This window comes from Sphingobium jiangsuense, assembly GCF_014196495.1.
In the GTDB taxonomy this organism is placed as follows: domain Bacteria; phylum Pseudomonadota; class Alphaproteobacteria; order Sphingomonadales; family Sphingomonadaceae; genus Sphingobium; species Sphingobium jiangsuense.
The window spans coordinates 1-26,140 of the sequence record NZ_JACIDT010000018.1 but is presented as its reverse complement, the minus strand read 5'-3'; the positions used below and the strand labels follow the sequence as shown (position 1 = coordinate 26,140).

Below are 26,140 nucleotides of genomic sequence, written 5' to 3'. Positions count from 1 at the left end.
CGGCATGGGGCTCAAAGATCGCGACTATATGCGCGAGCGCTATCGCGCGCGCGCGAAGGGAACCCGATGGAACGATCGGGCCGGGCGCGTCGAGGGCGCCTGGTTCGATCCCGTCAACCGCGGTTTCGATTATCAGCGCGGCCGGTTGAGGGGATCGCGCGGTAATGCCGGCGGGATGCTGCGCTGGATGTCGCTCGCGTTGAGCCTGTTTCTCATCGCTATCCCGGTGTGGCATTCGCTGAAGCGGGAAGGCTGGCTGGCGGATAGTGAACCCGGATTACCCTTCCCCGAAACGGGCAGCGTGACGGTCAACCCCGCATTGGATCCGGCCGGGGCGACATCGCGGATGGCAGTCACGACCTCCGATGCGAACGCCGTCGTTCAGCTCTTCGACCCTCAAAGCGGGCGGCATGTGATCTCGGTCTATGTCCGCAAGAACGATCGGGCGATAATCGCGGTTCCACCTGGAACCTATCGGATGAAAGTGGCGGAAGGGCAGCGTTGGCACGGCCCGGTGGACTTTTTCGGTTCGTCAACGACCTATGACGCCGTCGTGCCGCTGATGGTGTTCACCAGACAACGGGGCAATGGCATCGACCTGCACAGGCGTCCGAACGGCACATTGCCGACACGGCCCAACTGGCGCGGTCCAGCGCCCCTGTAACGAACGATCATGCGGAAGCGCGGCCGAAGACCCGGTCCTATCGAGCGGCGGGCGCCGATACCTCTTCGGTTTTCAGCGCATGGGCAATTTCGAAGATATGAAGAATGATCGGGTCCTTCTCAGCAGATCGGATCGCTGCCTGCAACAGAATAGGAGGCGGTGACTGATCGAAAACGCGAACGATCTCGCCACTAGATATCTTCTCTCCCACCATGTTGAGAGGAAACAAGCTTACGCCGCCGCTGGACACGATGATATCGATCAGAGAATGCAGGTCGTTGCAGGTGTTTATCTTCCCGTCATGATATCCCAGTCCACCCAAGGCATCATGCATGATCGCATGCATGGGGGAGCTTCGTGCCAATGACCAGAACAGCAGGTCTTTTGGGGGCACGAGTCGCTGCTCCAGCATGTTCGCGAGGCTGGGAGACGCGAGCCATATCAACTCGACCTCGCCGATCCGCCGCGTCTTGATGCCGGGCATTTCAACGGGACCGATCGCGAAAACCAGATCGGCCGCGCCACTTAGAAGTCCATCGATCAGTTTCGATGTCAGGTCGATTTCGATCTCCAGTGAAAGCCCTGGCATCTCCTGACGGATCGCATTCACGAAAGCGGACAGGCAACTGGCGGCCGCAATTTCACCCGATCCGATACGGACGATGCCGGCCACGCTGCTGAGGTCCACCGGATTGAGCAGGGCCTGTTGAAGCGACGGCCACACCTGCTCGCATCGGCGCACCAGTTCACGGCCCTGGACAGACAGGATCATGTTACGCCCTTGTCGCGCGAACAACGGAATTCCCAGGTGATTCTCAAGTTCGCGTATTCGCGCGGAAATGCCCGGTTGCGTGGTGTTGAGGCGATTCGCTGCCGCGCTGAACGAGCCAAGGCGGTTGATCCAAAGCAGGGTTTCCAGATGGTAGAGCGCGATCCGATTCATCACCATTGGTTATACATACATCGAATGAACTATGATTTGAACTGATGTGACATTTATCTCATGGCCAGACCCCGAAAGCGCAGCAGGCAGGGGAAGGGAAGGGTTCGTGGCCAAAGAGCAGCATGTGAAGGCAGAGAGCCGAGCCGGGCCGGCAAGGCGGGCTTCGGTTTCATCTGGATCCGCCTCCAATCGCGAACGTCCGGCCGAGCCCGTCCGCTATCAGGCGACCAATGCGGAGATGCTGGAACTCTACCGCCAGATGCTGCTGATCCGCCGTTTCGAGGAAAAGGCCGGCCAGCTTTACGGCTTCGGCATGATCGGCGGCTTCTGCCATCTTTATATCGGGCAGGAGGCCGTCGCCGTCGGCCTGCAATCGGCTATGAGGGTGGGCAAGGACAGCGTCATCACCGGCTATCGCGACCACGGCCACATGCTGGCCTACGGGATCGATCCCAAGGTCATCATGGCAGAGCTGACCGGCCGCGCTGCGGGCATTTCACGCGGCAAGGGCGGGTCGATGCACATGTTCTCGGTCGATCATGGCTTCTATGGCGGCCACGGCATCGTCGGCGCGCAGGTGGGGCTGGGCACGGGCCTAGCCTTCAAGCATAAATATGCGGATGATGGCGGCGTCTGCCTCACCTATTTCGGCGACGGCGCGGCCAATCAGGGACAGGTCTACGAAAGCTTCAACATGGCGGAGCTGTGGAAGCTGCCGGTGATTTTCGTGATCGAGAACAACCAGTACGCCATGGGAACCAGCGTCAACCGCGCGTCGGCCGAGGACCAACTCTATCGGCGCGGCGAGAGCTTCCGCATCCCCGGCATCCAGGTGGACGGCATGGACGTGCTCGCTGTCCGTGGCGCTGCTGAGGAAGCCCGGCAGTGGGTGCTGTCCGGCAAGGGGCCGATCCTCCTGGAATTGAAGACCTACCGCTATCGGGGCCATTCCATGTCCGATCCGGCCAAGTACCGCTCGCGCGAGGAAGTGCAGGCGGTCCGCGACAAGTCCGATGCCATCGAGCATCTCAAGCAGGAGTTGGAGGCGGCCGGCGTCACCGAGGATGAGTTGAAGGCGCTGGAGAAGGAGATCCGCCAGATCGTTCAGGAAGCCGCCGACTTCGCCGAGCAGGCCCCGGAGCCCGAGCTTGCCGAACTCTATACCGATGTGCTGGTGGGGCAATATTGATGGCGATTGAACTGAAGATGCCGGCGCTTTCTCCCACCATGGAGGAGGGTACGCTCGCAAAGTGGCTCGTCAAGGAAGGCGATGCGGTGAAATCCGGCGACATCCTCGCGGAGATCGAGACCGACAAGGCGACGATGGAATTCGAGGCAGTGGACGAGGGCATCATCGCCAAGATCGTCATTCCTGAAGGCACCGACGGCGTGAAAGTGGGCGCGGTGATCGCGCTGATCGCTGGCGAGGGTGAAAGCGCCGTGACGGTCCAAGCCGCCGCCCCCGCTCCCAAGGTCGAGGCACCCGCGCCCAAGGCGGCGGAGCCGGCCCCGCAGCCGGTTGCGGCGCCTGCGCCCCGCGCGGCGGTTGCCGATCCCGATATTCCCGCCGGCACCGAGATCGTGAAGACCACGGTGCGCGAGGCGTTGCGCGACGCCATGGCCGAGGAGATGCGCGCCGACGACCGCGTCTTCGTGATGGGCGAGGAAGTGGCGCAATATCAGGGCGCCTACAAGGTGACGCAGGGCCTGCTGGAAGAGTTCGGCGATCGCCGCGTCATCGACACCCCGATCACCGAGTATGGTTTTGCCGGCATAGGCACAGGCGCGGCGATGGGCGGCTTGAAGCCGATCGTCGAGTTTATGACCTTCAACTTCGCCATGCAGGCGATCGACCACATCATCAACTCGGCGGCCAAGACCAACTATATGTCCGGCGGCCAGATGCGCTGCCCGGTGGTGTTCCGCGGCCCCAACGGCGCCGCCAGCCGCGTCGGCGCCCAGCACAGCCAGAATTACGGGCCCTGGTATGCTGCCGTTCCTGGCCTGATCGTGATCGCGCCTTACTCGGCCGCCGACGCCAAGGGGCTGCTGAAGGCCGCGATCCGCTCGCCCGATCCGGTCGTGTTCCTGGAAAACGAGTTGCTCTACGGCCAGAGCTTCGACGTGCCGAAGCTGGACGATCATGTCCTGCCGATTGGCAAGGCCCGCATCGCCCGCGCGGGGCGTGACGTGACCCTGGTGAGCTACTCCATTGGTGTCGGTGTCGCGCTGGAAGCCGCCGACAAGCTGGCAGATGAAGGTGTTGACGCGGAGGTGATCGACCTGCGCACGCTCCGCCCGCTCGATAAGGAAACCGTGCTGAAGTCGCTCGCCAAGACCAACAGGATGGTGGTGGTGGAGGAAGGCTGGCCGGTCTGCTCCATCTCCTCGGAGATCATCGCCATCGCCATGCAGGAAGGCTTCGACGACCTCGACGCCCCGGTGCTCCGCGTCACCAACAAGGACGTGCCGCTGCCGTATGCCGCGAATCTGGAAAAGGCCGCGCTCATCAAGGCGGATGACGTGGTCGCGGCGGTCAAGCGCGTCCGTTATCGCTGACGCCTGCGGAGTTTCGAAAATGCCGATTGAACTCAAGATGCCCGCGTTGTCTCCCACGATGGAGGAGGGTTCGCTCGCCAAATGGCTGGTGAAGGAGGGCGATGTGGTGAAGTCTGGCGACCTGCTGGCCGAAATCGAAACCGACAAGGCGACGATGGAATTCGAGGCGGTGGACGAAGGCATTATCGCGAAAATCCTCATCCCCGAAGGTACAGAAGGCGTGAAGGTCGGGACCGTCGTCGCCATGCTTGCCGCCGAAGGCGAGGATATCACCGCTATCGGGGAAGGGGCTGTTCCCGCGCTTCTGCCGGCCCCCGAGATTGCCGACAAGGTCGCTACATCCATTCCCGCCGCTGTTCCTGTCGCGTCGTCAGCCGCACCCGCAATTGGTGCCAGCCGTATCAAGGCCAGCCCGCTTGCCCGTCGTCTGGCGGAGGCAAGCGCCATCGATCTTTCTACGATAAGAGGCTCCGGGCCTAATGGCCGCATCGTCAAGGTTGACATTGATGGCGCGACGCCTGCCTCGATGCCGGCCGTCGCTCCGGGGGTCCCCGCGGCGTTTGCCGCCGCAGTACCGTCGATCGAACCCGACATTCCACACGAAGTCGTCAAGCTGTCAAACATGCGGAAAGTCATTGCCCGACGGCTCACCGAATCGAAGCAGCAGGTTCCGCACATCTACCTCACGGCCGATATCCACCTCGATCCATTGCTGAAGCTTCGGGCCGATCTCAACGACGGGCTTGCCGAACGCGGTGTCAAGCTCTCGGTCAACGATCTGCTGGTCAAGGCCTTGGCGGCCGCCCTTATCGAAGTGCCCAGCTGCAATGTGCAGTTTGCCGGCGACAATCTGCTGCGGTTCAGCCGCGTCGATATTTCGGTGGCGGTATCGATCCCCGGCGGCCTGATCACGCCGATCATCGCGGGCGCGAACGCCAAGGGCGTTGCCGCAATCTCCAGCGAGATGAAGGATAGGGCGGAGCGCGCGCGCAACGGTAAATTGCAGCCGCATGAATATCAGGGCGGCACCGCCAGCCTGTCGAACATGGGCATGTTCGGCATCAAGCAGTTCGAGGCTGTCATTAACCCGCCCCAGGCCATGATCATGGCGATCGGCGCGGGCGAAAAGCGGCCTTATGTAGTGAACAATGCGCTGACCGTTGCCACGGTGATGTCGGTAACCGGCAGCTTCGATCACCGCGCGATCGATGGGGCGGACGGTGCGCAACTGATGGCCGCTTTCAAGCGCATCGTTGAGAAGCCGCTGACACTGTTGGCCTGAATCTCAAGGAATTTCCGAACATGGCTGATAGTTACGACGTGATTGTCCTTGGCTCAGGCCCCGGCGGCTATGTCGCCGCGATCCGCGCCGCTCAGCTCAAGTTGAACACGGCGATTGTCGAGCGCGAGAATCTAGGCGGTGTCTGCCTCAACTGGGGTTGCATACCCACCAAGGCGTTGCTGCGCTCGGCGGAGGTTTTTCGCTACATGCGGCATGCCAAGGATTATGGCCTGGTCGCGGAGAAGATAACCGCCGATCTGGATGCAGTGGTGAAGCGCTCACGCGGCGTTGCCAGGCAGCTTAATCAGGGTGTCTCGCACCTGATGAAGAAGAACGGGATCGCCGTTTATATGGGTGAGGGGAAGCTCACCGGCAAAGGGAGGCTTTCTGTCACAGCGCCGGATGGTAAGACCAGTGAGTTGACCGCGAAGAATATTATCATCGCCACGGGCGCGCGTGCTCGCGATCTGCCGTTCCCGAAAGCCGATGGAAAGCGCGTCTGGACCTATCGCCACGCGATGAACCCGCCGGAAATGCCGAACAAGCTGCTTGTTATCGGCTCGGGCGCGATCGGCATCGAGTTCGCCAGCTTTTACAACGACATGGGCGCGGAAGTGACAGTCGTCGAGATGCTGGACAGGATCGTTCCGGTCGAGGATGCAGATGTCTCGACCTTCCTGGAAAAAGCGTTGGTGAAGCAGGGCATGAAGATCTTGACGGGTGCAGGTGTCCAAAAGCTCGATATCGGTGCCACCGGCGTAACAGTCGCGATCAAAGCCCGGGATGGCAAACTTGTTTCGGACGAATACAGCCATGTCATCGTGGCAATCGGGATCGTCCCAAACACCGAAACCGTTGGGCTTGAGGCACTGGGTGTGAAAACGGAGCGTGGCCACATTGTTACCGATGGCGCATGCCGCACCAATGTCGAGGGAATCTGGGCGATCGGAGACGCCACGGCGCCGCCTTGGCTAGCGCACAAGGCCAGCCATGAAGGTGTTATCGCGGCAGAAACCATAGCGGGTCAGCATCCGCACGCAATGGACCCCAGGAACATTCCCGGCTGCACCTATTGCCACCCGCAGATCGCTAGTGTCGGCCTCACCGAAACAAATGCGAGGGAAGCAGGTCACGAAGTGAGGATTGGCACCTTTCCCTTCATCGGCAATGGCAAGGCTATCGCGCTCGGCGAGCCAGAAGGCTTCGTCAAGACGGTATTTGATGCCCAAACTGGCGAGCTGCTGGGCGCACACATGGTCGGCCCGGAGGTGACCGAAATGATCCACGGCTTCACCATCGGTCGTACACTGGAAACAACCGAGGCGGAGCTGATGGAAACGGTTTTTCCGCATCCGACCATTTCCGAAACGATGCATGAAAGCGTGCTTGCTGCCTTCGGGCGCGCAGTCCATATTTAGGCTATCTTCCATATTTGGGAGAGATCATGCCTCCTTCTGCTGCCGAACCACGAGCGGCGAGGCGTCAAGGTCAGCTACGTACTCTTGAAAGAACCCGTGCGGCGACATTGCTTCGCACCGCGAGCTTTCTACCGTAACGTAGCGCGGTTGTCGGTGAACTCCATCGCAGCGCCTGCGCAATGCCGGCTCCGTCCTCTCCGGCGGCGAAGAGGTCCTGGGTCAGGCCAACGCGCAGCGAATGTGTGGACAGCGCCTGAACCGCATCGGCCAGCTTGCTGGCGCTCAGGTTGACCAGCCCCATTTCGTAGGCGGCACTCGCCACGCGCCTGTAGATCCCATTGACCCCCTGCCGACTGAGGGCCTCCTTGCCGATGGTGTAGGTCGTTCGGGCCAGTGCCGTTTCCGGATCGGAGCCGCGCGCGCGCCGGCGATAGACACCAACCCTGCGAAACAGCAGCCCGTCCTCGATCGCGCTTTCGGCCTGCCACAAGGCGACCCTGCGCATCGTCTCGGCCGACAGCCACGCCCACGCGCCTTCCTGCTCCTGGTCGGTTTTGGAGAAGGGGATGAACAAGGTCGCCGAGCCGTCGTCCTGCGCATCGATATGCGTGGCTTCAACCCTAGTGAGCTCGCTGACCCGGAGCCCTGCGTCATAGCCGAGCGAAAGCAACGCCGCGTCCCGTAACCCCTGAAGATCGCCGCCACACGCTTCGAGTAGCGCAGCCAGGGTGAAGCCTTTGGCGGCGTGGTGATCCAGCGCCTTGCCTAACCGCAGAGGCGCAGCCTGACGCTGAAGTGCGCCTCTCTGCCGGCGGATGGCCTTCAGCGCGGCGCGAACCATCGGGGCGTCGGTCGGCGCGGCGGGCGAGGCCAAGCCCAGCATGCGGTGGACCGAGGCGATGCTGGCGATGCGCCGCGCCAGCGTCGCGGGCTTCCTGCCTTTGGCGTCCAGCGCGTTTACATAGCGCACCATATCTTCGGGATCGGCTGGCAATGGCCTGCGGCCTTCTTCACCGCACCAGTCGCGCCAGCAGTCGAGATCGGCGGCTATCGCCGCCTTCGTCGCGTCGGCCATCGCCGCCAGGGTCGTCTCGAGACCGAGCTGACTGATCGGCGGTAGATCGGTCGGAATGATTTCCCCGATCGTGCGCAGCAGCCGCACATCGACGGATTCGGCGTCTGTCTTGCGCGATCGTGTCGGCAGAGCAGTGTCGTTCGTCCTGACGACGATGATTTCCATGGGGGAGGATTTGGTGGAACTCTCGGTCATCGTTCGCTATATGTCTTCCCGGAGGATATGATGCAGCTCAACTCGGCAAAAGCTCTGGCCCTTGGCCGGGAGGTCCGCGAAACCTTCGGCAGCTGGAAGAAGGCACGCGAGGCGGCCGTCCAGCGCGATGGCGTCTATGTCATCGATCGGGCGAAGATTCGTGCTGAAAAGGCCAAGAAGCTCGCCAAGACGGCCTGATCTCGAATGACATTCGGCTACGCGCTGCTTGGCGCTCTGGTTCTTCTGCTTCCCGGGTTTGCGGGTTATTTCGGTCTTCGTATTGGCGAGGCGAGTGATTTTGTGTCGCCGCGGCCCGACCGGCCCAATTCCAATCTCACCATTTTCCTGATTGTGCTGCTGGCGCTCGCTGCGCACACCGCCGGGGCGGGAATTTTTGCCTTCAACGAAGCGATAGCGGCGTGGAAGCCGCTGATCTCGCTTCCCTATGATCCCAATCCCTACAAGGCACTTCTGTCCGGCCAGGTCCCATCGGGGCTTTCCGCGCTCGCAATCGAACTGGAACTGCTGTTCTGCCTGGCGCTTTCCTTTGGGACCGGCTGGGTCTGCGAGAGAATGGCGCGCGCCAAGCCGATTACGACCCGAACCGCGCCCTTGCGCTTCGGATGGCTCCTGCCGATCGTCGAGAAGGTCGAGGCCGGTGGCCATGTCGCGGTCGGTTATGTGCGCACGACGAGCGGCCACAACGGTGCCTGGGTCGCCTATGAAGGCAGCATCCGGCGCCTGACGCTCGACGATGACGACGGAATCCGCATGGTGGTGCTCGAGCAGTGCGATCGCTTCATTGTCCGGATGACGGACGACAAGATCGAGCGGGTCGACATGGACAGCGCGCCGATCGCCATGATGCATCTTGCCGCCGACCAGATCGCCGATTTCGCAATCGAACTGTTCGAGGTTCCCGAGATCGGCGCTGACTGAGGCGAGCGGCGGCGTTCTGCTCAAAACATGCGGCACAAGGCGCGACACATCTGTGCCGCATGGTTTTTCCCCGTTCGTCATCATCCGCAAAATTTGCCCTTCCCTGCCGTTCCAGCAGCCCTGTACTTACCATAATCTCCCATTATGGTAAGTGAGAAAATCACGCGGGGAGGGCGGTTTACGCGGAGAATCGGCCTTGCACATCCCGCCTGGCCGGATAGCGGATTGGCGCCGTTCTTGTTTTGATAACGCCGAAGCGCTATATGCGCTGAACGATCCACGAGATCATGGTACAGGTTAGAAATGGCAAAGGCGGTAAGCTTGGTGTTGGCGACGGTGAACGCTCCTTATGGGGCGAACCTTTCCGCGCATCAACTCGCTGCGCTGATCGCCGACCCAAAGAGCGCGAGCGATTTCAACGCGCCCGTGTTTTCCTTCTTCTCGGAAGTAAGCCCGGCTCTGCAGCTGCAGTTCGTCGAGGAAATGGGTGTCGACGCCGACAAGGTCTGCGCGGTCGCCGACCAGTTCTCCCACCTCTCGGGCTACGCGCTCCCGCTGGCGGCGTAACGCATGGTCGAGCGCGGCCCAAGCCAGTGGCCGGTCCTGTTCGATCTTGCGATGGAAATCTTCGCCCAATTCGAGGAGAACGTCGGCTTCGTGCCCTCGTGGAGCTTCGGCGGCGGGACGGCGCTCATGCTCCAGATCGATCATCGTGAAAGCCACGACATCGATATCTTCCTTGATGATCCGCAAATCCTGCCTTTTCTCAATCCAGAGATCCAGGATTTCGCAATGACCCGTCGGCCGGACGAATATAAGAGCGACGGGACGCAGGCGCTCAAACTCGCCTTTGACGAACTGGGTGAGATCGACTTCATTTGTTCGTCCGCCATCCTCGATGTTTCCAGTGAGCGCCACGATGTGAGGGGGCGGACGGTCGACCTTGAAACTCCGGCCGAGATTGCAGCGAAGAAAGTTTACTTCCGGGGCTGGAACTTGCAGCCACGCGACATGTTCGATCTTGCTGCCATCGCCGAGCACCATGGTGACGACTATGTCGTGTCAGCATTGCGTGAATGCGGCCATGAGCGATGCCGCAAGGCGCTGGAAGTCGTCGAGAAGGTCAACCCGAAGGCTGTCGAGACGGTGATTGGCCAGCTGCTGTACAGGGAAAAGAACAGCCATCTGGTCGCAGAGGCGCAGGCGATTACGCACCGAATTTTAGGGGCTTCACTTTCCGATTAAGACGGTCGCAGCACGGGCGCGAGGAGCCGTTCGGCACGAGCCGAACCGTATTCCTTCACCGCACGCGCGAGCTGCGCGCTATTCATCTCCCCTGCCTTGGCAAGCGCACGCGGCAGGATGGCCACCTTGTCCTCGGGCAGCCTGTCGATGTTATGGAGGAGGTCGACAAGCAGGACTTCCTTGGACAGCCGCCTGGGCACCGACGGCCGCATCCGGAAATCGTACATCCGGCCATCCAGTTTGAACCGGCCATGGCGTTTGCGATTATAGACCACGGGCTCGTTGTGGAGCTGGGTCGTGCACACGCCAAGCCCATTGAATGCGCTTGGAGAGACCAGCAGGAACCGATCGTCGCCGAGAAATGTGAAGCTGCGATCCTACCGCGCCGCAGCCGCTCGAGGCTGAGCGTGTGCGCCTCGTACATAAGGCTGCCGCCGGTTTTCGCTGGTCACGATGCTCGGCTGAAGCGCGGCGCGGACCGCATCCGTGACCGTATAGACCGCATGACGCTGCGCACCGCGGTTCTCATGGTCCACGAAAAAGCCCTGGTAATGCCGTCTGATCAGTCCTGCCTTCACCAACTCCGACACCGCCCGGCTGATCGCCGTCATGCCGGTTTCGCGGATGCGCTCGCTGAGTTCCGCGTCGACGCGGCGCGCGGCCTCCACCGGATCGCCCGGCAATTCTCCTTTGGCTGCGAGCGCAGCCCGGACCTTATCGGCGGTGGCCCGGCGCTGGTGGTGACGCGCGCCGCTCGGCGCAATCGCCGCGGCCAGCCATTCGCGGATGGGCACCAGAACCTCGCCTTCTCGAACCAGAGGCCCCGCCTCCCCGTTCGTCCGGGCGGCCCTGGCGATGAGATCGAGCACCATGAAGGTGTAGCGCGGCCGACCCGAGTGCTCCGCGATGATGCGCACGATATCCGGCAGGCCAACTACTGGTGCTGGCGCCGGGGTTGGGATCGATGGCGCGAAGAGATCGAACTGAAGCATGGAACGAATCAAGCACAAAGCACGACTCTTGTGAATCCCCCAATCGCTCACAGAAACGACCGAAAGACGTTTTGCCATCCGTGTCACTTTACCCGACCGGTACCTGAAGGGTAAAGTGACGCAGCCGTCATTGATCGATGCATCTGCCCCGTGGCCACAATCATTGACATTTTGTGGCCACGCCCTATAACCATCGTCATTGGCAGCGAAGGTTGGTTGGTATGGACGTGCAGCTTCTAGCCGGAATCGAGAGGATCTGCTCCCTTCCAGAGCATCAGCTAGAGGTTGAACTCGGCAAACTGCTCGAAGGTCGGGCTCCGATGGCCACTATCACCATTCGCGCCGCGCGTGACAGCTTCACCAAGCTGCTTGCGCGTGCGCGTGACGGATCGGTTCAGCTTGTCGGCAAAGACAAGGGAGAGCAGACCGTGATCCTCTCGGTTGCGGCTTTGGCGAATGTCATTAAGGCAGCCGCTGGCGGTATTTCCGCCGGAGAATTTCTTGCCGCCACGCAGTTCCAGCCGTCACGCGGAAAGCTCGTCCATGTCGAGAGCGACGACGACAGCAGCCAGGAATTCACTGTCCGATCCGGAGAAGCTTCCTGGCAGCAGGCCAGCGCCTAAGCGGCCATGTATCTTCTTTCGACCCAATGCCTGCTTGACCGGATCACGGGTCAGGCGCCGGCCTCGATCGATGCGCTGCCTGCCCGAGAGATCCACCTGAGCGCGGTTTCCCTCGGGCAGGCGCTGCTGGCCATCGAGCAAAGCCCGGCGGGTGAACGCCAAGGCCACCGCGATGCGCTGCGCGGCTATGTCGGCATGGTGCGCAGCTTCGATAATATCGTGCCGTTCGACGAAAAGGCCGCCATGCTGTGGCCTGGTCTGCGGGCTCAGAAGCTGATCGCCACCAACCCGGCCGGTGCCGTGATCCCGGTCAGCGAGGCGACGACGATGGTCGTTGCCTCGGCTCTCGCTACCAATCTTGTCTTCGTCGACTATCCGCAGCCCTACCATAGCGGCGTCAGCGGGCTGACGGTGGTGAACCCTTGATATGACCGAGAGCGACGTCGGGATCAGGGAAGGTGCGCGCGCGCAGCCGGCCAAACGGTTCCGCATTCTGGCGCTGACCGGAGGTGGGTATCGTGGCCTCTTTACCGTTCGGATCCTCGAACAGATCGAGCGGACGATCGGAAAGCCGATCAAAGACCATTTCGATATCATCGCCGGCACTTCGATCGGCGGCATCGTGGCCATCGGCCTGGCCCAAGGCATTCGCCCAGCCGTGATCGGCGCCGCGTTTGAGAAGCACGGCCAGGCGATCTTCCCGAAGCGGGGTTTACTCGGTCGCTGGGGGCTGGCGCGCTCGCGCTATGACGCGGCTGGCCTCGCGCAGACGATCGACGCCGTTCTTGGCGAAGCGGGAAAGACGCCCCTGTCCGGCCTGAAGACACCCCTGATCGTGACCGCGGTCGATTTCGGCGCCTGGGCGCCGGCAATATACGAAACCACTGGCATGTCACCGAAGCTCGAAGGAACCTCGCTACGGGACATTGCCCTCGCCACCTCCGCGGCGCCAACCTATTTCCCCGACCATGTGATCGACGGGCATTCCTATGTCGACGGCGGACTGATCGCGAACGCTCCGGATAGTATCGCCCTGATGCGGGCGCTTGGGCGCTATGGGCGCACGCCCCAGGAAATCGACCTCATCAGCGTCGGGACCGCAGGAGAGCTGCGATGGGATGTGCCGCGTGCGCCCAGGCGCCGCGGCGGTGTGATGCTGATCGCAAAAGACGAGCTCGTGTCGAGGACGATGAAGGCGCAGGAGAGCCTGTCGCTCGACCTCGTGCAGTCCGTCCTGGGCTCGAGCTACGTCCGCATCGATAGGGTGCCTTCGCTCCAGCAGCAGAAGGAACTTGCGCTCGATCGGGCAACCGACAAAGCGGCCGAGATCCTGGGACAGCTCGCGCGCGACGCCTATGCGGGAGCCTCGGCGAGCAGCACGTTCAAAGCGATGCTTCGATAGGGGACGGGTGGCGGACTGACCAAGCCTTACGTTCCAGAAAATGCTGCCTGTCCGTCAAGCATCTGCCCAACATGACCTCAACACGGATCTACTCTGACGATGGCGAAGAAAACGACCAAAAGAACGCCGAAGGTCTTCCTGGATGCGAACATCGTCATCAGTGCCGGCAAACCACCAGGCGGGCCTGAAATCGCCCGTGTCGTCGATCTTGTCGATGCCGGTCTGATAACGGTGTTGACCACCGATCTCACCATCACCGAGGTTGCCAAAAAGTACATCCAGAGTGATTTCGACGCGATCAAGGAGATCAGCCAGCCGCATTTCCGGAAGATTGTCGAGGGAGCGACCGGCGTTGCGCTTCCCGCGCTCAAGCGGCCGGAGCTTCGCGCAAAGCTGAAATCGATCTACGATGAGTCGACTACGCAGATGTTCGATGCGCTGGAGGCCAAGACGCTCCAGATCGACGAGGTGAAGCCGTCGGCAGTGTTCAGCGCCTATGCGGCAGGGGAAGGTTTCTTCTCAGGCGACGGCAAGAAGGACCAGTTCCCCGACGCCTTTGCCTTCGAGTGCCTCAAGAAGGAGGCGTCGAGAAATAGCCCGGTGATCATCGTTTCGAACGATGGCGACTTTGATGGCCCGGTCGGGTCTGCGAAGCATATTTCGCTGGTGAAGTCGTTGCCCGAACTGTTCGCGGCGCTTGGCCTCGAGATGGCCGCGCCGCAACTCGATCCCTTCCTGGAGACGCAGGAGGAACAGATCGTCGACCTCGTCAGTCAGGAACTTACGAATTGGGGACTGCACAGTAGCGACGTCATGGATGCGGAGATCGACGAGATCACCGTCAATTCGGTCGAAGTGAAAAAACTCACCGCCTTCAAACCAAGTGAGGCAGGTAAATCAATCCTTGTGGTCGGCACGATCGAGGTCGCAGCATTGGTGTCTTTCACTCATCCCAACTGGGATGAAGCGATGTATGATTCCGAGGACAAGGTGCTTATCCCGTTCGAGGATGAGAGCGGGGAGACCGAGATCGAGCTTACCATCGACGTCGCCATGTCGATCGCGGTCGACGAGGCAGGCAATCCCGAGGAGATTGAAGCCTTGCGGTTTCGCAACAGCGATTTTCAGTATGTGACGCTCTATCCACCCGACATGTACAAATAGGGTCCGTGGATGAGACGATTCGAGGTCGAGAAGCAGTTCTGCGACATGGTCAGCCGGATCACATCGTTCAGGTCGAGTCGGCGACTCTGTTTCGGGTAGAAAAAAGCCGCCCACAAGGAGGCGGCTTGATAGTTGGGAGAGGATGCCTGAAAGGCCCGTCTCTTGTGCATTGCATCATAGAATATTGCAACTGCGAAATTCGCAACTATGGACACGCCTGATACCGGCGTTTGCCACTAGGTGCCGGCAAAAACTATCGCTCATGGCCTGTCCGGCCAATAAGCCGGAATCCTTCAATAAGGTCGAGCATTGAGATAGCGCCGCACGCTCCTCGCCACTATTAGAGGAATCCCGAAAAATTGCAGAAGGAACAGCATGATGAACAATAGCGACCTTGCCGATCATCTCGCCGGTGCGACCGGGGCCACCAAGGCTGATGCCCGCAAGGCGGTCGATCTCGTCTTCGCCGCAATAGCTGACGCCGCCGCCAAAGGCGAAGAGGTGAGCCTCAACGGCTTCGGCAAGTTCAAGGTCAAGGACGTTCTCGCCCGCGAAGGCCGGAACCCGGCCACCGGCGAAACCATCAAGATCGCAGCGTCGAAAAAACTCTCCTTCAGCGTGGCGAAGGCCGTCAAGGACCGGCTCAACAGCTAAAGCGGGCTTGACGCCTCGATACCAAGAGATCGAGGCGTCCCCCTTCCCCGCAAGAGGCTTCCCGCAAGACCGCCACTCGCGGCTTTAATGATCGAACGACGCGATAATCTCCGGGAAGAACATTGCAACGGCCTGTATCGGCGAACGGCGTGACCTGCCTGGACCTGCTGACACGACAGATCGCCATCCATGTTCCAGCATTGCAGGATTGGTCGTTCGTAGCGGTCGATGTCGAGCTGGCGGTACATGACATTGCCCCTCGCGAGCAAGGTACGCAAATTCTCGCGGCTATCGTAGGGATTGTCCCGCACGCAGAGCAAGTGCTGAATTCGGGCACGTCGATACCGTAAAGCCGGGAGTGACCAAACGCCTCGCACCGGATTATAGTCGCCGTCGTAGATGTAGGGGCGGATGCACGGCACGGGCTTGGTCTGCGCGGTCGAGAAATGACCACATCCTGAGTCCTGAAGTAGTTTGCCGGTGCTCTAGCACCGACATTTGGTAACGAGTCTTTGCAATGACTGTTGACAAAACACGTCCTCTATCTGTTGGCGCCATCGCGCAACGTAGCGGAGTCGCGGTTTCGACGATCCATTTCTACGAGGCGAAAGGCCTCATCAAGGGCGAGCGCACAGCCGGCAATCAAAGGCGGTATCCTCGATCCGTATTGAGACGGATCGCCATTATCAGAACCGCCCAATATGTCGGGCTTTCGCTCTCCGAACTAAAGGATTTTCTTGACCGGATTCCAGAGGGGCCGGTTACGTCAACGGATTGGCGTCGGCTCAGTGCCGAGTGGAGTACGCTATTGAACGAGCGGATAGCTAGTCTCATGAGGCTGCGTGACCGCCTCGAAACCTGCATTGGATGCGGCTGTATGTCCCTCACCGACTGCCCCTTGCGAAACCCCGAAGACAGGTTGGGCGCAGTTGGGTCAGGCCCTCAGCTCCTCTTGGTGAATTTCGCTCGTGAACCTCGTGATGATGAAGATAGCCCCGTTCATTTTCGCACCAAACGTCGCTCCTTGGCGGCGGTCAAATCCACTCTTGACGTTAACCAAGACACAAAAGGGAACGATGACTCATAGCTTGGTGCCCTTCCCCGGTCGTTCGGGGCGGTGCTTCAAAAATCATCCTTCCGGCATCACTCTTCGCATGAATGCATCGAACAGGGGCACGGTGAACGCTGTATCTCCATGCGCGGGACTATAGAGCATTCCTTTCGCGATCAGGCTGTTTCGCGTCGGCGCCACGCTTGAAACCTTCACGTGCAAGGCATCGGCAACATCTCCCGACCTGTGCGGTCCAGTGCCCAAAGTGGCCATGGCGCGCAGATAGCGCTTCTCGGCAGGGGTCAGACGATCGAACCGAACGCGGAAAAAGCTGGCGTCAAGTTCCGCGAGCGCGCTACGCGTTGCCGCCGCAACATCGTCTTGGGTGATCGGCGACGCCTCAGCTGCATCCCAGCTATGCTTTCCCCACTCCTGGAGGAAATAAGGGTAACCTTGGGTCTGCTCGCAGATCGCGTCCAACGCCGCATCATCGACAGCTTCGCCTTCCCGCTCGATTGGAAGCCGAATGGCATCGCGCGCGGCGTGATCATCGAGCGGTCCGACGGAGACGAACTCGAAAAGTCGCTCCGCATAGGACTTGGCCCGGCCCATCTGCCCAACGAGTTGCGGCAAGCCAGCGGCGATCATTGTAATGGGAAGCTGCTTCTGGCTGGCCCGGTGGAGCGCACTGATCAATGCGGCCAATTGCTCTTCAGGCACATATTGGAGCTCGTCGATGACGAGTACCACAGCTGACCCCTTCTCTCGCGCCGCCTCGCCGATTGCAACCAACAGATCGGCGAGATCAGCTTCAAGGTCGCCGCTGTCGGCCAGGCCCGGCTCGACGTCGAAATCGAGTCCCACTTCGAGATCGTCATATTTGACCTTGAGCTTTGCGAACCCGGCCAGCGCGCGAAGCGCGCGCTTAACGCCGTCCGAAGCTTGCTTCATGCGATCGAGCCTCAGCAGCGTCGCCCGAAGGGCAGGCACGAGGATGCCGGGGAGCGAACGGTTCTCGGGAGCCTCGATGGCGACGATAGCCATGCCCTCCCCCTCGGCTGCGTCACGCATCGTCGTGAGCAGAACGGTCTTGCCTACACCGCGCAGTCCATAGAGGACGCTCGGGCGTGCCGCGCGCCCCGCGCGGATTCGGTCGAGCGCGACCGCGTTGCGTTCAAGCAACGCATCTCGCCCCGCCAACTCTGGAGGGCGAGTGCCGGCGCCAGGCGCGAAGGGGTTACGACGAGCATCCATAGCGAGGTTATGGTGGTTTATCGTTTTTTTGTAAACTTGATAATCTCGCTATAAGTCGCGTCTCAAGGGTTGCGGAAAAGCGCCCCAACCGCTATTCTCCGTCACAGGAGAAAGCATGCGCTTCCCAAAATTCGACCTCGACACATATAATCGAACGAAGGATTTGTCCGGCGGTCCCATCTACGCGATTGTCGAGGAAGAGATTCCTGAGATCGAAATGATCACCGACGAAAACGGGAACCCCACTCGTGGCGGTCTAATAGGCTACGCCCTCGCCTACGTTTGCATGGCCGGCCTCGTGGGAGCGATGTTCTACATCCTCTAAGCTCTATTCGCGAAGCTTGGGGTCTTGGAAGAATCCGCGATCGTGGTCGCGGTTCACCTCCTGCTCAAGATCAGCGGCCCCTTGAACCCGCTGCCCTCGCATCGTCTGCGCCGCAGCGCGGTCGCCCCCCAGCTCTGCCTTGCCGGCCTCGATGATCGCAGCGGCGCCGACATCCCCGCCGCCGCCAGGACCGGCGGGCAGCCGCCCAGGACCATGCGGCCGGTAGGAGGCCCTGACATCCGCCTCGTTCCCCACGCTCGGCCGATTGACATCGACCAGGTCCGGATCGTGGAGGCGCCCCGCAATCTCCGCCCGGATGCCATCCTGCTTGTCATGCATCCAGCGCGTGATCATCTCCTGGCGCACAAGCCGCTGCTGGTCTGTGAGATCGGTTGCCCAAAGCTCGGGCGCGTCAAGCCCCGGATTTTCGACCTGTTGGCGGCGATACCATTGCGCAAGATCCTGGCTCAGATTCTCGCTGAGCTGCATGCCATGCGTCTCGGCATAGCTGGCGTCGCGTGACAGCTGCTGGGAAAGCTCCTCAAGGCGCCGGGCCGTCTCAGAGTACGACTTTGCCAGCGCCAGAGAATCCTCCGTACTCGCCGACGCCGATGATGTGGCGGATGCCCGGCTGAAGCTACCGCTGCGCGAATAGGTCCCATCGGACATCGAGGCGCCGCTTCCGCTCGAATGTTCGTCACGCACGCCACTCGAGGATGTGTTGGCGCTGTCGCTGCCGCGGGTTTCGTCAGTCGCATGCCTTAGCGCATCTGTCTGAGACCCTGATTTCGATACGCTGCCGCCAATGCCGGGAAGGCGGCCCAAAATTCCTCCGCGACCGCCCGACCCTCCAGCCGTCTGCCGTCCCGTTCCTGCGGACACCACCCCGGAGATCTGGTCGCTCGTCTGCGCCTGACGATCATGGCCCTGAGATATTCGCTGACCTTGAGAGATCGTATCCCGTTCCTCCAGACCCTGCGTGCTGCTCCCGGTCCGCCGGTCGAATTGATCGACGGACGTGTTCGCCTGCCGGCCGCTGCTCGAATCCCAGCCGGACGACCGCTCGGTCGAGGTGCCGAATGCACTGCGGTTGGCATGCGTAGCGGTCAGGACCTCGGCCGCGGCATTCTCATAAGCCTGCGACTGTCGGTGCGCCTCGCTCGCCATCTCCCGCCATTCCGCGACCGACCCGGTCGTCATGGTAGGGGTGAAGCCGAGGCGCGAAATGGCCCCCGACGTGTCGAAGACGTCCTGACCATTGCCAAAGCCGTTGATCATCGCGCCATTATCCTGGCGCCAGCCCATGCTCGGGGCGCCGCTCATATAGCTCGGCGCCGTGGTCCACTGATCGGCCTGCCGCATATTCGAAGTCGAGTTCGCCCAGCTCACATTGCCATAGGAGTAGTTTCCGGTGGTCTGCTCGAGCGCGGCGGCCTCCGCCGCGTTCTGCGCCGGCGCCAGCATCGACATGGACTGGCCAGCAATCGACATCGCGCCGCGAGCAAGACCGGCCGCGAGGAAAGGCACGCTCATCAGCATGAAGCCGGCGATCGTCGCCGTCTCGCCGTTGACCGCGCCGATGCCGGCATAACTTCCAAGCGTCACGCCTCCCCCGGCCACGCCGTTCGCCGCGGATTCCGCCCTTGTCATGCAGATCATGTGGAGGATGACATAGAGCGGGCCCCAGGCAGCCAGGTAGAAGAAGCCCATGGCATAGCCCTTGAGCGTGCCAACCCCCGTCTGGGGCATGAGGAACAGCGGGAAGATGACTGGGAACATCGCGAAGAAGACGACGGTCAGGACGATGTTGAGGATCGGCACCCAGGCCATCGCCTGCTGGGCAATCGAATTATAGGTGTTGCGCGCCTGGATGTCGGCGCGCGTCTGGGCGAAGGTGTCTATCGCGGCCGCGCCTGCCCCACCAGCCATGCTGTTGCGTGCTTGCATGAAGGCGTTGATCGCTGTGTTCTGCCGCATCGTTTCGGTGAAATTGCTCCCCGATCCGGTGAACGCCGTGTTCGCGATCGGCACGTCATGCTTGAGCTTGTCGGCGGCCAGGGCGTTGCTGAGCCTGGGATAGACCTCCTTACCCCAGATCGGAGCATTGGCCTCGATCATCGGCGCCCATTGCGCGTCGAGCGCCTGGTAGGCCTGGCGGCAGGTGATGATGAAGTTCTGAACGGTGCCGTCGCCCTGGCGCTCCAGCCATTCCTGCGAGCGCGCTTCCGAGCCCGGCCCGATCGCGGCCCACAGGTCGGGCGCCTTGGCGAGGTTCGTGAGCGACTTCTGATAGAGCATCACGTCGCCGAACACGCAGTTCTTGAAATGGTTTTCGAGGTTGGTCGAGAACTCCGCGTCGCGAACAACGAAATTGCGGGTCGCGTCGAACAGGCGCGCGCCATAGACCATGCCATTGCTCGAATAATTGAGCTCGCTGGGCATGACGAACACCGTCTCGGCCGTCCGCGTCAGCCAATCCCCGACCTGCGTCGTAAAGCTCGCCAGCACACCCAGGCCCATCGGCACATTGTCGATAGTCGATGGCGCGAGGCTCGGGTTGATCCGGTCGGTCACCTTGATGCTCACCGTGGGCACCATCAGGCAAAGATAGATCGCCGTCGCCTGGAGGAACCAGTTCATCCACGCCTTGTAGTTAAGCGTGAAGGCGACAACGAGCAGCGAGTAGATGAGGCCCATCACCATCACGACCCGCAGGAGCGAGCGGTAGCCCCCTCCCCCTGACCAGGCAGCGACGGCGTTGAACACGTTTACGAGATACTCGCCGCCCCCGACCGTGAAGACCTCCAGCATCGACGCGCTCCCGCTTCAGTTCAGCCGCACTAATTCAGACCTTGGGCGTTCAGCCCGCGCGAGAAGTTGAGCGCGGACGCCATCCCCGGCGTCATCGAGTTCTGCAGGGTAGACTCCAGCATGATGCTGCGGTTGATGATCTGCATCGTCACCTGCAGTTTGTTGTTGAGACGGACATCCCGCTGGCTGAACTTGGCGCGCGTGGCCGCGATCTGTTGCTTCCACTGCGTCGCGGTCTCCTGGTCGAAGGTCTGGTAGTGAACCTTCGCCTGCTCGACCCGGTCCAGCATATTGTCGAGCATGGCAGAGAGCAGGTCGACGGCCACAATCTCGGACAGCGTCTGGATCTCGCCGTCGGTCAGCGCATAGTGGGCATAGGCCTGCACGGCGAGGATCTTGTAGATCGGCACGGTCGCGAGGTTGAGGAGCTGCTTTTCGGCGGCGTTGAGCGGCGTGTCCGACCGGATCTTGTCGCTCATCGACTTGATCATCGTGGCGATCCGCGGGCGCAGCGCCGACGATGCCGGGACCGACAGGGTCTGTTCGCCGACATCGTAGCAATTCTCGTCGTTGCACTTCAGCATCTTGACCGGCGGCGCGTCCGCCGTGCCGTCGAGCAGCGCAGTGACGACGGCGTCTTCCGCCGGACCGAACATCACCACCTTGCCGCCAACGCTCGGGTCCGTCGACGGCGTCGTCACGACCGTACCAACGAGCGTCATGATATATTCGGAGAAGGACTGGTCGAACGCCCCGAACTTGGCGGACTTCTTCAGCGCCTCCCAGGTATAGTTGTGCGGTTCGCCGACCAGCTGGTCCTTCATCGACGCATCGGTGTTCCCGGCGATTGTCGAATCCCGCCGATTGCCGTTGTTGCAGCCCTGACGCGAGGCGGCCCAGTCGGAAAAGACGCCCTGGCTGTTGCCGACCGCCTCGCAAATGGTCGCCCGGGTCGAATCCATCTGGGGCCAGATTCCGCCGACCAGCGCCTGAGCGGTCTCGCAGCTGGAGATGTTCATCTGGTTGAGGAGCTGCGCCTTCTGGCTGAACTCGTCCATGACCTTACCGATCTCGGGCGAGACGGAATCGATGGCCAGCTTGAAGGCGAACCCAAGCGCGTTGTTGGCCGTCGCCTTCAGCATCGCCACGATCTCGGACGCATTGATGAAGGAGAAGCTTCCAGAAAACAGGTCGATGCCGCCGCAGCCCGCACGGGCGCTCGGAAGCTGAAGATTGAACGGCTGCACGCTCTTCTGCGGGAAACGCGTCCAGACATTGCCGAGAGAGTAATAGCCGGCCGACTGACCCTGATAGGCCGAGGGGCCGGTCACGTTGGCAGCGCCGCCCGCGTCGGAGAAGAAGTTGTTCATCTCGGACGCGACGTCGGCGCGCGCGACCCCGACGATGGAAAAATTGAGCGCGGCCATCATGGCCATCGAGCCGGCGGCCGAGCGGAAGAAGCGGCGGGCGCGCCCTTTGCGATGATCCTGTCCCATCAGTAATCGCTCCCCACTTTCGTGTTCGTGAGCGTGAAGATGCGATCCATGATCTCATCGGCGCTCAGGATGCCGTATCCAACCGGAATGGTCCGTTTGGTCACCGTGTCGAAGAGGACCAGCGCCGGTGTCTCATTGCCCGGCACGCCCATGCGCGCCCGCTGCCCGGAATCGACGACATGTTCCGGAAAATCGCGGCTCGGCCCCCCGTCCATCGATACGGCCATGACCGCCATCCGGTGGCTGTCGGTCACCGAGCGAAGGATCGGGGCGAACAGCTCACAGGCGCCGCAGCTCTGCGCGAAGAAGTAGAACAGCCCGTAGCGCTGCCCCAGGTTGGTCAGGACCGCGTCGCGATCGGCCTTTCGATTGTCGAGCCAGGCACGCTTGCCGACCGTCGAGACGGGCCTTTGCAACGTGTAGTCGATGTCGGGGTTCTGCCAGAGCGCGCGCTGCCACACGTCGGAGAAAGTCGAGGCGCGGTCGAGCTGCTCGCGCTGGAAGCGGACGTAGGCGATGACGTTCTCTTCGGTCGGCTCCAGGATCGCCTTGGCCTTCAATTCGTCGAGCTGCTTCGTGATCGCCGCCATCCGGTCGACCGCGCTCGGCGGCGGCGACGGTTGCGCCTCGCGCGGCAAGGGTCTGGGCTTGTCGCAATAGAACCATTGTCCGAGCTTCCGCTCGCCGCAGTAGAAAGCATCCGGCCGGTTCTGCTCGATCGTGTCGCGTGACGGCGGCGCATCCTGCGCCAACAGGGGAGCAGCAGTCCCAATCGACAGGGCGAGCAGCATCGAGAGTTTAGCGACGGGGGACATCACGCTTCGTCCTTTCATCGGCTGAGGCGGTTTGCGCGGAAGGGAGTGCGAGCGGTGGGTTGGGTGTCAGACTGTCCCAGGCTGCGGGGTGGACGCAGCAATCGGCCACGGTCGCGGGAGAGCCACCGCAACGATGGTGGGGCGTTGGGGCCGACGGTTGCAGCGCCAGGGATGCCAGGACGAGGGGCAGCTCGAGAACAGGGATAGGCATGGTCACTTTCCTTGGGTTTGCGCTGCGGCCCCTGCGGCAAGGAGATCGGATCGGCCCATCTCACTTGCCGTGGAGGTCGTAGTAGTTCTGAATTTTCTGCTGGATTTCGGTCATGGTCTGGACTTCGTCCGGCAGCTTGGCCGCATCCATGAAGTCCGCATAAACCTCGGTGAAATCCATTACCGACAGGTCGAGCCGCGAGAACTCGTCGATCGTGAAGCCAATGCACTGTTCCTTTTTCGGCGCCCCCCACGGCTTGCCGAGCTGCACACGGCCCTGCTCCTGGAGGATGCGGGAGAGCTTGCTCTCGAAGCAGCAATAAGCGGTGCGCCGCGTGCTGCAGATGCCGAGGAAACTCGACGAGCAATAGGTGCCGAGATTATGGCACAGGCCCATCCGGTCCTTGATGTCGAGCCTCATCTCGTCCTGTGAACATGCGAAAAGGACCAGGAAGGGGGTCGCGAGCGCGGCGATCGCCGCGGGACCGCCCGCCAGCGCAGCCGCGCCAGCGCCGACCGTCAACAAACCCGACGTCTTGCCCGCACAGCAGTTGATAAGGCCGAACACCGGCTTGTGGCAGGTCTCGCGCGTGCCGCTGAAGACCCGGAGATCGGCTTCGTTGAACTCCTTGCCCGCCTGGTCGATCGCATGCAGCGCAACGAGCGCGTCCTTGAACTCGGTCGACGCTTCGCGAACGATCGGCTCGCAGTCGCCGTTGATGCAATAGACGTCGTCGCCGCAGATATATTGCGGCGCATCGCTCGTGCCTCCGGAAGGCGTCGGGCACCTGTAGACGCGGTTCTCGACTTTGCAGGGCCCGCCATCAGGCTCCTCGTCAAGGCATTCTGTGCGCAGATAGGTGCAGCTCCCGTTCGCCTCGAGATCACCGCAGTCATTGGCTGTTGAGATCCGGTGGCATTGATAGGTCCGCTGCCAGGCCCAGCAGGGCTGGGTGACAGGAACGCCGTCGACGATCCGGGTGACCGGGTCGCTCGACGTGCACACTTCGGTCTCGAGCGTGCAGTTCGGGTCGCCGGCATTGGCGGCGCATAGCCCCTCGTTGCGCGTGATGACCGGCACGGCCGGTTCTTCCTGCTTCGTGAGCCAGTAATTGCCGGTCGAGAGCACATAGCCCGGATGATACTCGCCCGGCGTGATCCCCTGGGCCTCGGCGGTGCATTTGACCTCGACGGCGGTGTGGCCAAGGCTTTTGCAGGTCGGCGCCGCAGTATATCCATAGGCGCTCATATTGTCGCAATAGTCGATCGGGCGGCTTTCCCAGCAGATGCCGGTGGCGATCTCGTCGTCAAAAGCCGCGCGGGCGGGATAGGGCCCGCCATCTGTCGGCAGGAAGCTCAACCGACCCGTGTAATAGGTGTAGATCGTCCGCTTCTCGGTGTGAACGTCAAGGCTGACGTTGCAGGTCCGGGCTTCCGTGGTGACCTTGCTGCCGGCGTTGCAACTCGCCTCATAATAGCCCGCGCTCCCCGGCGCGGCGGGCAGCGGCACGCATGTGCCCTTGGTGCCGCCCATTTCCTCGCCAGCGAGATAGGTCGAGGGATCGTTTTCGACCGATGTCGCGCGCGCCGTGGTCGCGAGGATCTCGGAATTGCTGAACGTGGCCCGGCTGTGATCGGCATCGGTGGTGATGCGATATTGCTCGTTGGACGACTTGGCCGCCTGGGCGTCGGACTCAAGCTTACCGGGATCGTCGAAATAGGATCCTTCGGGCAAGCTCGTGCCGGAATAGCCGGGGACCGCGGCGGCTTGCGCATCGCTGGACGGCACCAGCGTGGAATCGTTGCGCTTCTCCGTACCCAGCGCCTTCCCCTCCTGGCGCGCCTCGTCGAGCGTCATCTGGGCAAGCGCGGGCGAACTCGCCATAACGACGCCGAAGAGCGCAGCCAGGACGAGATACGCCCTCATGGATGGGCCTTGCGCATGTTGGCGAGGCCAACCGCTGCGACCCGTGCGCCCGGGCCATTACCGTCCGCGAACTGCTCGAGCGCATATTCGACCGAGACGTTGCCGACGAGCCGATCATAGGGCGGCAGCTTGGTCTGGCAGGAGAAGCCGGCGCAAAGATCGAAGTCCGACGAGACACTGACGTATGTCGGCACTGCCTGGACATCGAAAGCGCGGAACAGCCGCGGATCGATGCCGACATTGGCGAAATCGTCCTGCCGGTCGATGATCTTGCCAAGGCTCGTGGCGAACTCCTTCATCGAATTGTTGGGGAAGCCGCGGAACACGACCACCCCGCCGGCCCTGGCCGTGTCGCCGATCAGCTTCTGCAGCGACTGCGGTGGCATCGACAGGCTCGCGAAGACGATGAACTGGGGCGCCTCGCCCTTCCCTGCCGTCGCGTTCGACGCGGCACCGGCCACGATCTCGTCGAAATCGACGGGGCCTGCCGGTCCCTTGGGCAGATCGCTCTTGGCGACCCGCTGCATGTTCTCCATGCCAGCGTCGCGAACGGTCTGCGCGTCCTCGCGGAAGGCGTCGCCCCTATCCTTCACATGGTTGACGAAAGCCTCGGCATCCGCCTGTAGGTCCGCCGAACGCTGCTTGATCGCCTGGACGTCGATCCCGTCGACGGTCTGCGCGAGCAAGGCCGTCACGCTCGCCAAGCCAAGGATCGCTGCGAAGCCCCAGAGGTATTTGCGCATTGGACGGCCCCCTACAGCACGCAGCAATTGCGTTTGCGCCAGACGAGGTAGCCCATGTCCTCGCCGGCGGCGGGATAGGCGCGACCTGCGTCAGGCGGCATGGTGGATGCCCCGATCGTGGAGCAGGCGAAGCGGCCGCTCACGGTGGGGATCGGATTGACCATCTGGAAGCGGTATTGCTGCTTGCGCATGATCGGCATGAGGTACTTCTTGCAGAGCCCGGCCGAGCCCATCGTCCCCCAGGCAAGAGCTTCGCGGGGCTCTGTTGCAAAAATCGTGAAGCTTGAGCATGCTTGGCGGAGATTGGACGGACGGAACGATGACGGATTTCAAGTGGCGCCATTTCCAGGGTG

At 61.8% G+C, this 26,140-nt stretch carries 26 protein-coding genes and 1 pseudogene; 16 read left to right on the top strand and 11 right to left on the bottom strand.

Going from position 1 to position 26,140, the window contains the following annotated elements; translation table 11 throughout:
- Window positions 1–28: 28 nt before the first annotated feature.
- On the top strand, window positions 29–664 hold the full coding sequence (locus tag GGR43_RS18720) for a hypothetical protein (RefSeq protein ID WP_232332932.1): 636 nt from the start codon (window positions 29–31) through the stop codon (window positions 662–664).
- Window positions 665–701: 37 nt separating this feature from the next.
- Here the strand turns inward: GGR43_RS18720 and GGR43_RS18715 are convergent, their stop codons facing one another.
- Window positions 702–1,613 (bottom strand): LysR family transcriptional regulator, encoded by a 912-nt coding sequence (locus GGR43_RS18715; RefSeq protein ID WP_011950425.1) that lies wholly within the window; start codon window positions 1,611–1,613, stop codon window positions 702–704.
- Window positions 1,614–1,713: 100 nt separating this feature from the next.
- Here GGR43_RS18715 and pdhA point away from each other — a divergent pair, with 100 nt between their 5' ends.
- The 4 genes from pdhA to lpdA are packed head-to-tail and all read left to right on the top strand — an operon-like array spanning window position 1,714 to window position 6,866.
- Window positions 1,714–2,796 (top strand): pyruvate dehydrogenase (acetyl-transferring) E1 component subunit alpha, encoded by a 1,083-nt coding sequence (gene pdhA, locus GGR43_RS18710; protein WP_011950424.1) that lies wholly within the window; start codon window positions 1,714–1,716, stop codon window positions 2,794–2,796.
- Window positions 2,796–4,166: a pyruvate dehydrogenase complex E1 component subunit beta gene (locus tag GGR43_RS18705; protein ID WP_011950423.1), complete on the top strand. Its 1,371-nt coding sequence runs from the start codon at window positions 2,796–2,798 to the stop codon at window positions 4,164–4,166. Before pdhA ends, GGR43_RS18705 begins: the two co-directional genes overlap by 1 nt.
- Before the next feature lie 19 nt (window positions 4,167–4,185).
- The gene (locus GGR43_RS18700; protein WP_011950422.1) at window positions 4,186–5,448 is read left to right on the top strand and encodes a pyruvate dehydrogenase complex dihydrolipoamide acetyltransferase; all 1,263 of its coding nucleotides are present in this window, start codon (window positions 4,186–4,188) and stop codon (window positions 5,446–5,448) included.
- Window positions 5,449–5,468: 20 nt separating this feature from the next.
- Complete coding sequence (lpdA, locus tag GGR43_RS18695; RefSeq protein WP_011950421.1) at window positions 5,469–6,866, top strand: dihydrolipoyl dehydrogenase; 1,398 nt, start codon at window positions 5,469–5,471, stop codon at window positions 6,864–6,866.
- A 70-nt stretch (window positions 6,867–6,936) separates the two neighbouring features.
- On the opposite strand, the gene GGR43_RS18690 is transcribed toward lpdA, so the two are convergent.
- Window positions 6,937–8,136 carry a tyrosine-type recombinase/integrase gene (locus GGR43_RS18690; protein WP_011950420.1) on the bottom strand — a complete coding sequence of 400 codons (1,200 nt, stop codon included), beginning with the start codon at window positions 8,134–8,136 and terminating at the stop codon, window positions 6,937–6,939.
- Window positions 8,137–8,163: 27 nt separating this feature from the next.
- On the opposite strand from GGR43_RS18690, the gene GGR43_RS18685 reads away from it, so the two are divergent.
- From GGR43_RS18685 to GGR43_RS18670, 4 genes are all read left to right on the top strand, one after another.
- Window positions 8,164–8,334 (top strand): hypothetical protein, encoded by a 171-nt coding sequence (locus GGR43_RS18685; protein WP_017184755.1) that lies wholly within the window; start codon window positions 8,164–8,166, stop codon window positions 8,332–8,334.
- A 6-nt stretch (window positions 8,335–8,340) separates the two neighbouring features.
- A complete protein-coding gene (locus GGR43_RS18680) occupies window positions 8,341–9,075 on the top strand; it encodes a hypothetical protein (protein ID WP_011950419.1) in 735 nt (244 codons plus the stop codon).
- 324 nt (window positions 9,076–9,399) lie between these two features.
- Window positions 9,400–9,642: a hypothetical protein gene (locus GGR43_RS18675; RefSeq protein ID WP_242496070.1), complete on the top strand. Its 243-nt coding sequence runs from the start codon at window positions 9,400–9,402 to the stop codon at window positions 9,640–9,642.
- 3 nt (window positions 9,643–9,645) lie between these two features.
- A complete protein-coding gene (locus GGR43_RS18670; protein ID WP_011950417.1) occupies window positions 9,646–10,320 on the top strand; it encodes a nucleotidyl transferase AbiEii/AbiGii toxin family protein in 675 nt (224 codons plus the stop codon).
- Here the strand turns inward: GGR43_RS18670 and GGR43_RS18665 are convergent.
- The gene (locus tag GGR43_RS18665) at window positions 10,317–10,625 is read right to left on the bottom strand and encodes a hypothetical protein (RefSeq protein ID WP_011950416.1); all 309 of its coding nucleotides are present in this window, start codon (window positions 10,623–10,625) and stop codon (window positions 10,317–10,319) included. The genes GGR43_RS18670 and GGR43_RS18665 overlap by 4 nt on opposite strands.
- Window positions 10,626–10,697: 72 nt before the next feature.
- Window positions 10,698–11,312, bottom strand: coding sequence for a hypothetical protein (locus GGR43_RS18660; RefSeq protein WP_017184756.1), 615 nt, complete (start codon window positions 11,310–11,312; stop codon window positions 10,698–10,700).
- Window positions 11,313–11,533: 221 nt separating this feature from the next.
- Between GGR43_RS18660 and GGR43_RS18655 the strand changes: the two genes are divergently transcribed.
- The 6 genes from GGR43_RS18655 (at window position 11,534) to soxR (ending at window position 16,242) form a co-directional block, all read left to right on the top strand.
- Complete coding sequence (locus GGR43_RS18655) at window positions 11,534–11,935, top strand: hypothetical protein (RefSeq protein WP_017184757.1); 402 nt, start codon at window positions 11,534–11,536, stop codon at window positions 11,933–11,935.
- 6 nt (window positions 11,936–11,941) lie between these two features.
- Window positions 11,942–12,361 (top strand): PIN domain-containing protein, encoded by a 420-nt coding sequence (locus GGR43_RS18650; protein ID WP_011950414.1) that lies wholly within the window; start codon window positions 11,942–11,944, stop codon window positions 12,359–12,361.
- A gap of 1 nt (window position 12,362) precedes the next feature.
- The gene (locus tag GGR43_RS18645) at window positions 12,363–13,337 is read left to right on the top strand and encodes a CBASS cGAMP-activated phospholipase (RefSeq protein ID WP_011950413.1); all 975 of its coding nucleotides are present in this window, start codon (window positions 12,363–12,365) and stop codon (window positions 13,335–13,337) included.
- Window positions 13,338–13,436: 99 nt separating this feature from the next.
- A complete protein-coding gene (locus GGR43_RS18640) occupies window positions 13,437–14,501 on the top strand; it encodes a PIN domain-containing protein (RefSeq protein ID WP_011950412.1) in 1,065 nt (354 codons plus the stop codon).
- A 378-nt stretch (window positions 14,502–14,879) separates the two neighbouring features.
- Entirely contained in the window at window positions 14,880–15,155 is a 276-nt protein-coding gene (locus GGR43_RS18635) for an HU family DNA-binding protein (RefSeq protein WP_017184758.1), read from the top strand.
- A 517-nt stretch (window positions 15,156–15,672) separates the two neighbouring features.
- Complete coding sequence (soxR, locus tag GGR43_RS18625) at window positions 15,673–16,242, top strand: redox-sensitive transcriptional activator SoxR (protein ID WP_081095122.1); 570 nt, start codon at window positions 15,673–15,675, stop codon at window positions 16,240–16,242.
- 42 nt (window positions 16,243–16,284) lie between these two features.
- Here the strand turns inward: soxR and GGR43_RS18620 are convergent, their stop codons facing one another.
- The gene (locus GGR43_RS18620; protein WP_026002697.1) at window positions 16,285–17,460 is read right to left on the bottom strand and encodes an AAA family ATPase; all 1,176 of its coding nucleotides are present in this window, start codon (window positions 17,458–17,460) and stop codon (window positions 16,285–16,287) included.
- 115 nt (window positions 17,461–17,575) lie between these two features.
- Between GGR43_RS18620 and GGR43_RS18615 the strand changes: the two genes are divergently transcribed.
- Window positions 17,576–17,785 (top strand): hypothetical protein, encoded by a 210-nt coding sequence (locus GGR43_RS18615; protein WP_017184762.1) that lies wholly within the window; start codon window positions 17,576–17,578, stop codon window positions 17,783–17,785.
- A gap of 3 nt (window positions 17,786–17,788) precedes the next feature.
- Here GGR43_RS18615 and GGR43_RS18610 read toward each other — a convergent pair whose 3' ends face one another.
- From GGR43_RS18610 to GGR43_RS18585, 6 genes and pseudogenes are all read right to left on the bottom strand, one after another.
- Entirely contained in the window at window positions 17,789–20,596 is a 2,808-nt protein-coding gene (locus GGR43_RS18610; protein WP_017184763.1) for a conjugal transfer protein TraG N-terminal domain-containing protein, read from the bottom strand.
- 29 nt (window positions 20,597–20,625) lie between these two features.
- Entirely contained in the window at window positions 20,626–22,026 is a 1,401-nt protein-coding gene (locus GGR43_RS18605) for a conjugal transfer protein TraH (protein WP_037515325.1), read from the bottom strand.
- 65 nt (window positions 22,027–22,091) lie between these two features.
- Window positions 22,092–22,907: a conjugal transfer protein TraF gene (locus tag GGR43_RS18600; RefSeq protein WP_026002698.1), complete on the bottom strand. Its 816-nt coding sequence runs from the start codon at window positions 22,905–22,907 to the stop codon at window positions 22,092–22,094.
- Between the two features lie 271 nt (window positions 22,908–23,178).
- A complete protein-coding gene (locus tag GGR43_RS18595; RefSeq protein ID WP_017184766.1) occupies window positions 23,179–25,044 on the bottom strand; it encodes a conjugal transfer protein TraN in 1,866 nt (621 codons plus the stop codon).
- Window positions 25,041–25,787 (bottom strand): type-F conjugative transfer system pilin assembly protein TrbC, encoded by a 747-nt coding sequence (gene trbC, locus GGR43_RS18590; RefSeq protein WP_017184767.1) that lies wholly within the window; start codon window positions 25,785–25,787, stop codon window positions 25,041–25,043. Before trbC ends, GGR43_RS18595 begins: the two co-directional genes overlap by 4 nt.
- A gap of 11 nt (window positions 25,788–25,798) precedes the next feature.
- Window positions 25,799–26,044 (bottom strand): annotated as a pseudogene (locus tag GGR43_RS18585) (TraU family protein); the annotation flags it as partial.
- Window positions 26,045–26,140 lie beyond the last annotated feature (96 nt).

Coding starts and splice junctions, on each gene's coding strand:
- GGR43_RS18720 (WP_232332932.1), top strand. CDS start 29: ATGCGCGAGCGCTATCGCGCGCGCGCGAAGGGAACCCGATGGAACGAT.
- GGR43_RS18715 (WP_011950425.1), bottom strand. CDS start 1,613: ATGGTGATGAATCGGATCGCGCTCTACCATCTGGAAACCCTGCTTTGG.
- GGR43_RS18705 (WP_011950423.1), top strand. CDS start 2,796: ATGGCGATTGAACTGAAGATGCCGGCGCTTTCTCCCACCATGGAGGAG.
- GGR43_RS18700 (WP_011950422.1), top strand. CDS start 4,186: ATGCCGATTGAACTCAAGATGCCCGCGTTGTCTCCCACGATGGAGGAG.
- lpdA (WP_011950421.1), top strand. CDS start 5,469: ATGGCTGATAGTTACGACGTGATTGTCCTTGGCTCAGGCCCCGGCGGC.
- GGR43_RS18690 (WP_011950420.1), bottom strand. CDS start 8,136: ATGACCGAGAGTTCCACCAAATCCTCCCCCATGGAAATCATCGTCGTC.
- GGR43_RS18685 (WP_017184755.1), top strand. CDS start 8,164: ATGATGCAGCTCAACTCGGCAAAAGCTCTGGCCCTTGGCCGGGAGGTC.
- GGR43_RS18680 (WP_011950419.1), top strand. CDS start 8,341: ATGACATTCGGCTACGCGCTGCTTGGCGCTCTGGTTCTTCTGCTTCCC.
- GGR43_RS18670 (WP_011950417.1), top strand. CDS start 9,646: ATGGTCGAGCGCGGCCCAAGCCAGTGGCCGGTCCTGTTCGATCTTGCG.
- GGR43_RS18660 (WP_017184756.1), bottom strand. CDS start 11,312: ATGCTTCAGTTCGATCTCTTCGCGCCATCGATCCCAACCCCGGCGCCA.
- GGR43_RS18655 (WP_017184757.1), top strand. CDS start 11,534: ATGGACGTGCAGCTTCTAGCCGGAATCGAGAGGATCTGCTCCCTTCCA.
- GGR43_RS18650 (WP_011950414.1), top strand. CDS start 11,942: ATGTATCTTCTTTCGACCCAATGCCTGCTTGACCGGATCACGGGTCAG.
- GGR43_RS18645 (WP_011950413.1), top strand. CDS start 12,363: ATGACCGAGAGCGACGTCGGGATCAGGGAAGGTGCGCGCGCGCAGCCG.
- GGR43_RS18640 (WP_011950412.1), top strand. CDS start 13,437: ATGGCGAAGAAAACGACCAAAAGAACGCCGAAGGTCTTCCTGGATGCG.
- GGR43_RS18635 (WP_017184758.1), top strand. CDS start 14,880: ATGAACAATAGCGACCTTGCCGATCATCTCGCCGGTGCGACCGGGGCC.
- soxR (WP_081095122.1), top strand. CDS start 15,673: ATGACTGTTGACAAAACACGTCCTCTATCTGTTGGCGCCATCGCGCAA.
- GGR43_RS18620 (WP_026002697.1), bottom strand. CDS start 17,460: ATGGATGCTCGTCGTAACCCCTTCGCGCCTGGCGCCGGCACTCGCCCT.
- GGR43_RS18615 (WP_017184762.1), top strand. CDS start 17,576: ATGCGCTTCCCAAAATTCGACCTCGACACATATAATCGAACGAAGGAT.
- GGR43_RS18610 (WP_017184763.1), bottom strand. CDS start 20,596: ATGCTGGAGGTCTTCACGGTCGGGGGCGGCGAGTATCTCGTAAACGTG.
- GGR43_RS18605 (WP_037515325.1), bottom strand. CDS start 22,026: ATGATGGCCGCGCTCAATTTTTCCATCGTCGGGGTCGCGCGCGCCGAC.
- GGR43_RS18600 (WP_026002698.1), bottom strand. CDS start 22,907: ATGTCCCCCGTCGCTAAACTCTCGATGCTGCTCGCCCTGTCGATTGGG.
- GGR43_RS18595 (WP_017184766.1), bottom strand. CDS start 25,044: ATGAGGGCGTATCTCGTCCTGGCTGCGCTCTTCGGCGTCGTTATGGCG.
- trbC (WP_017184767.1), bottom strand. CDS start 25,787: ATGCGCAAATACCTCTGGGGCTTCGCAGCGATCCTTGGCTTGGCGAGC.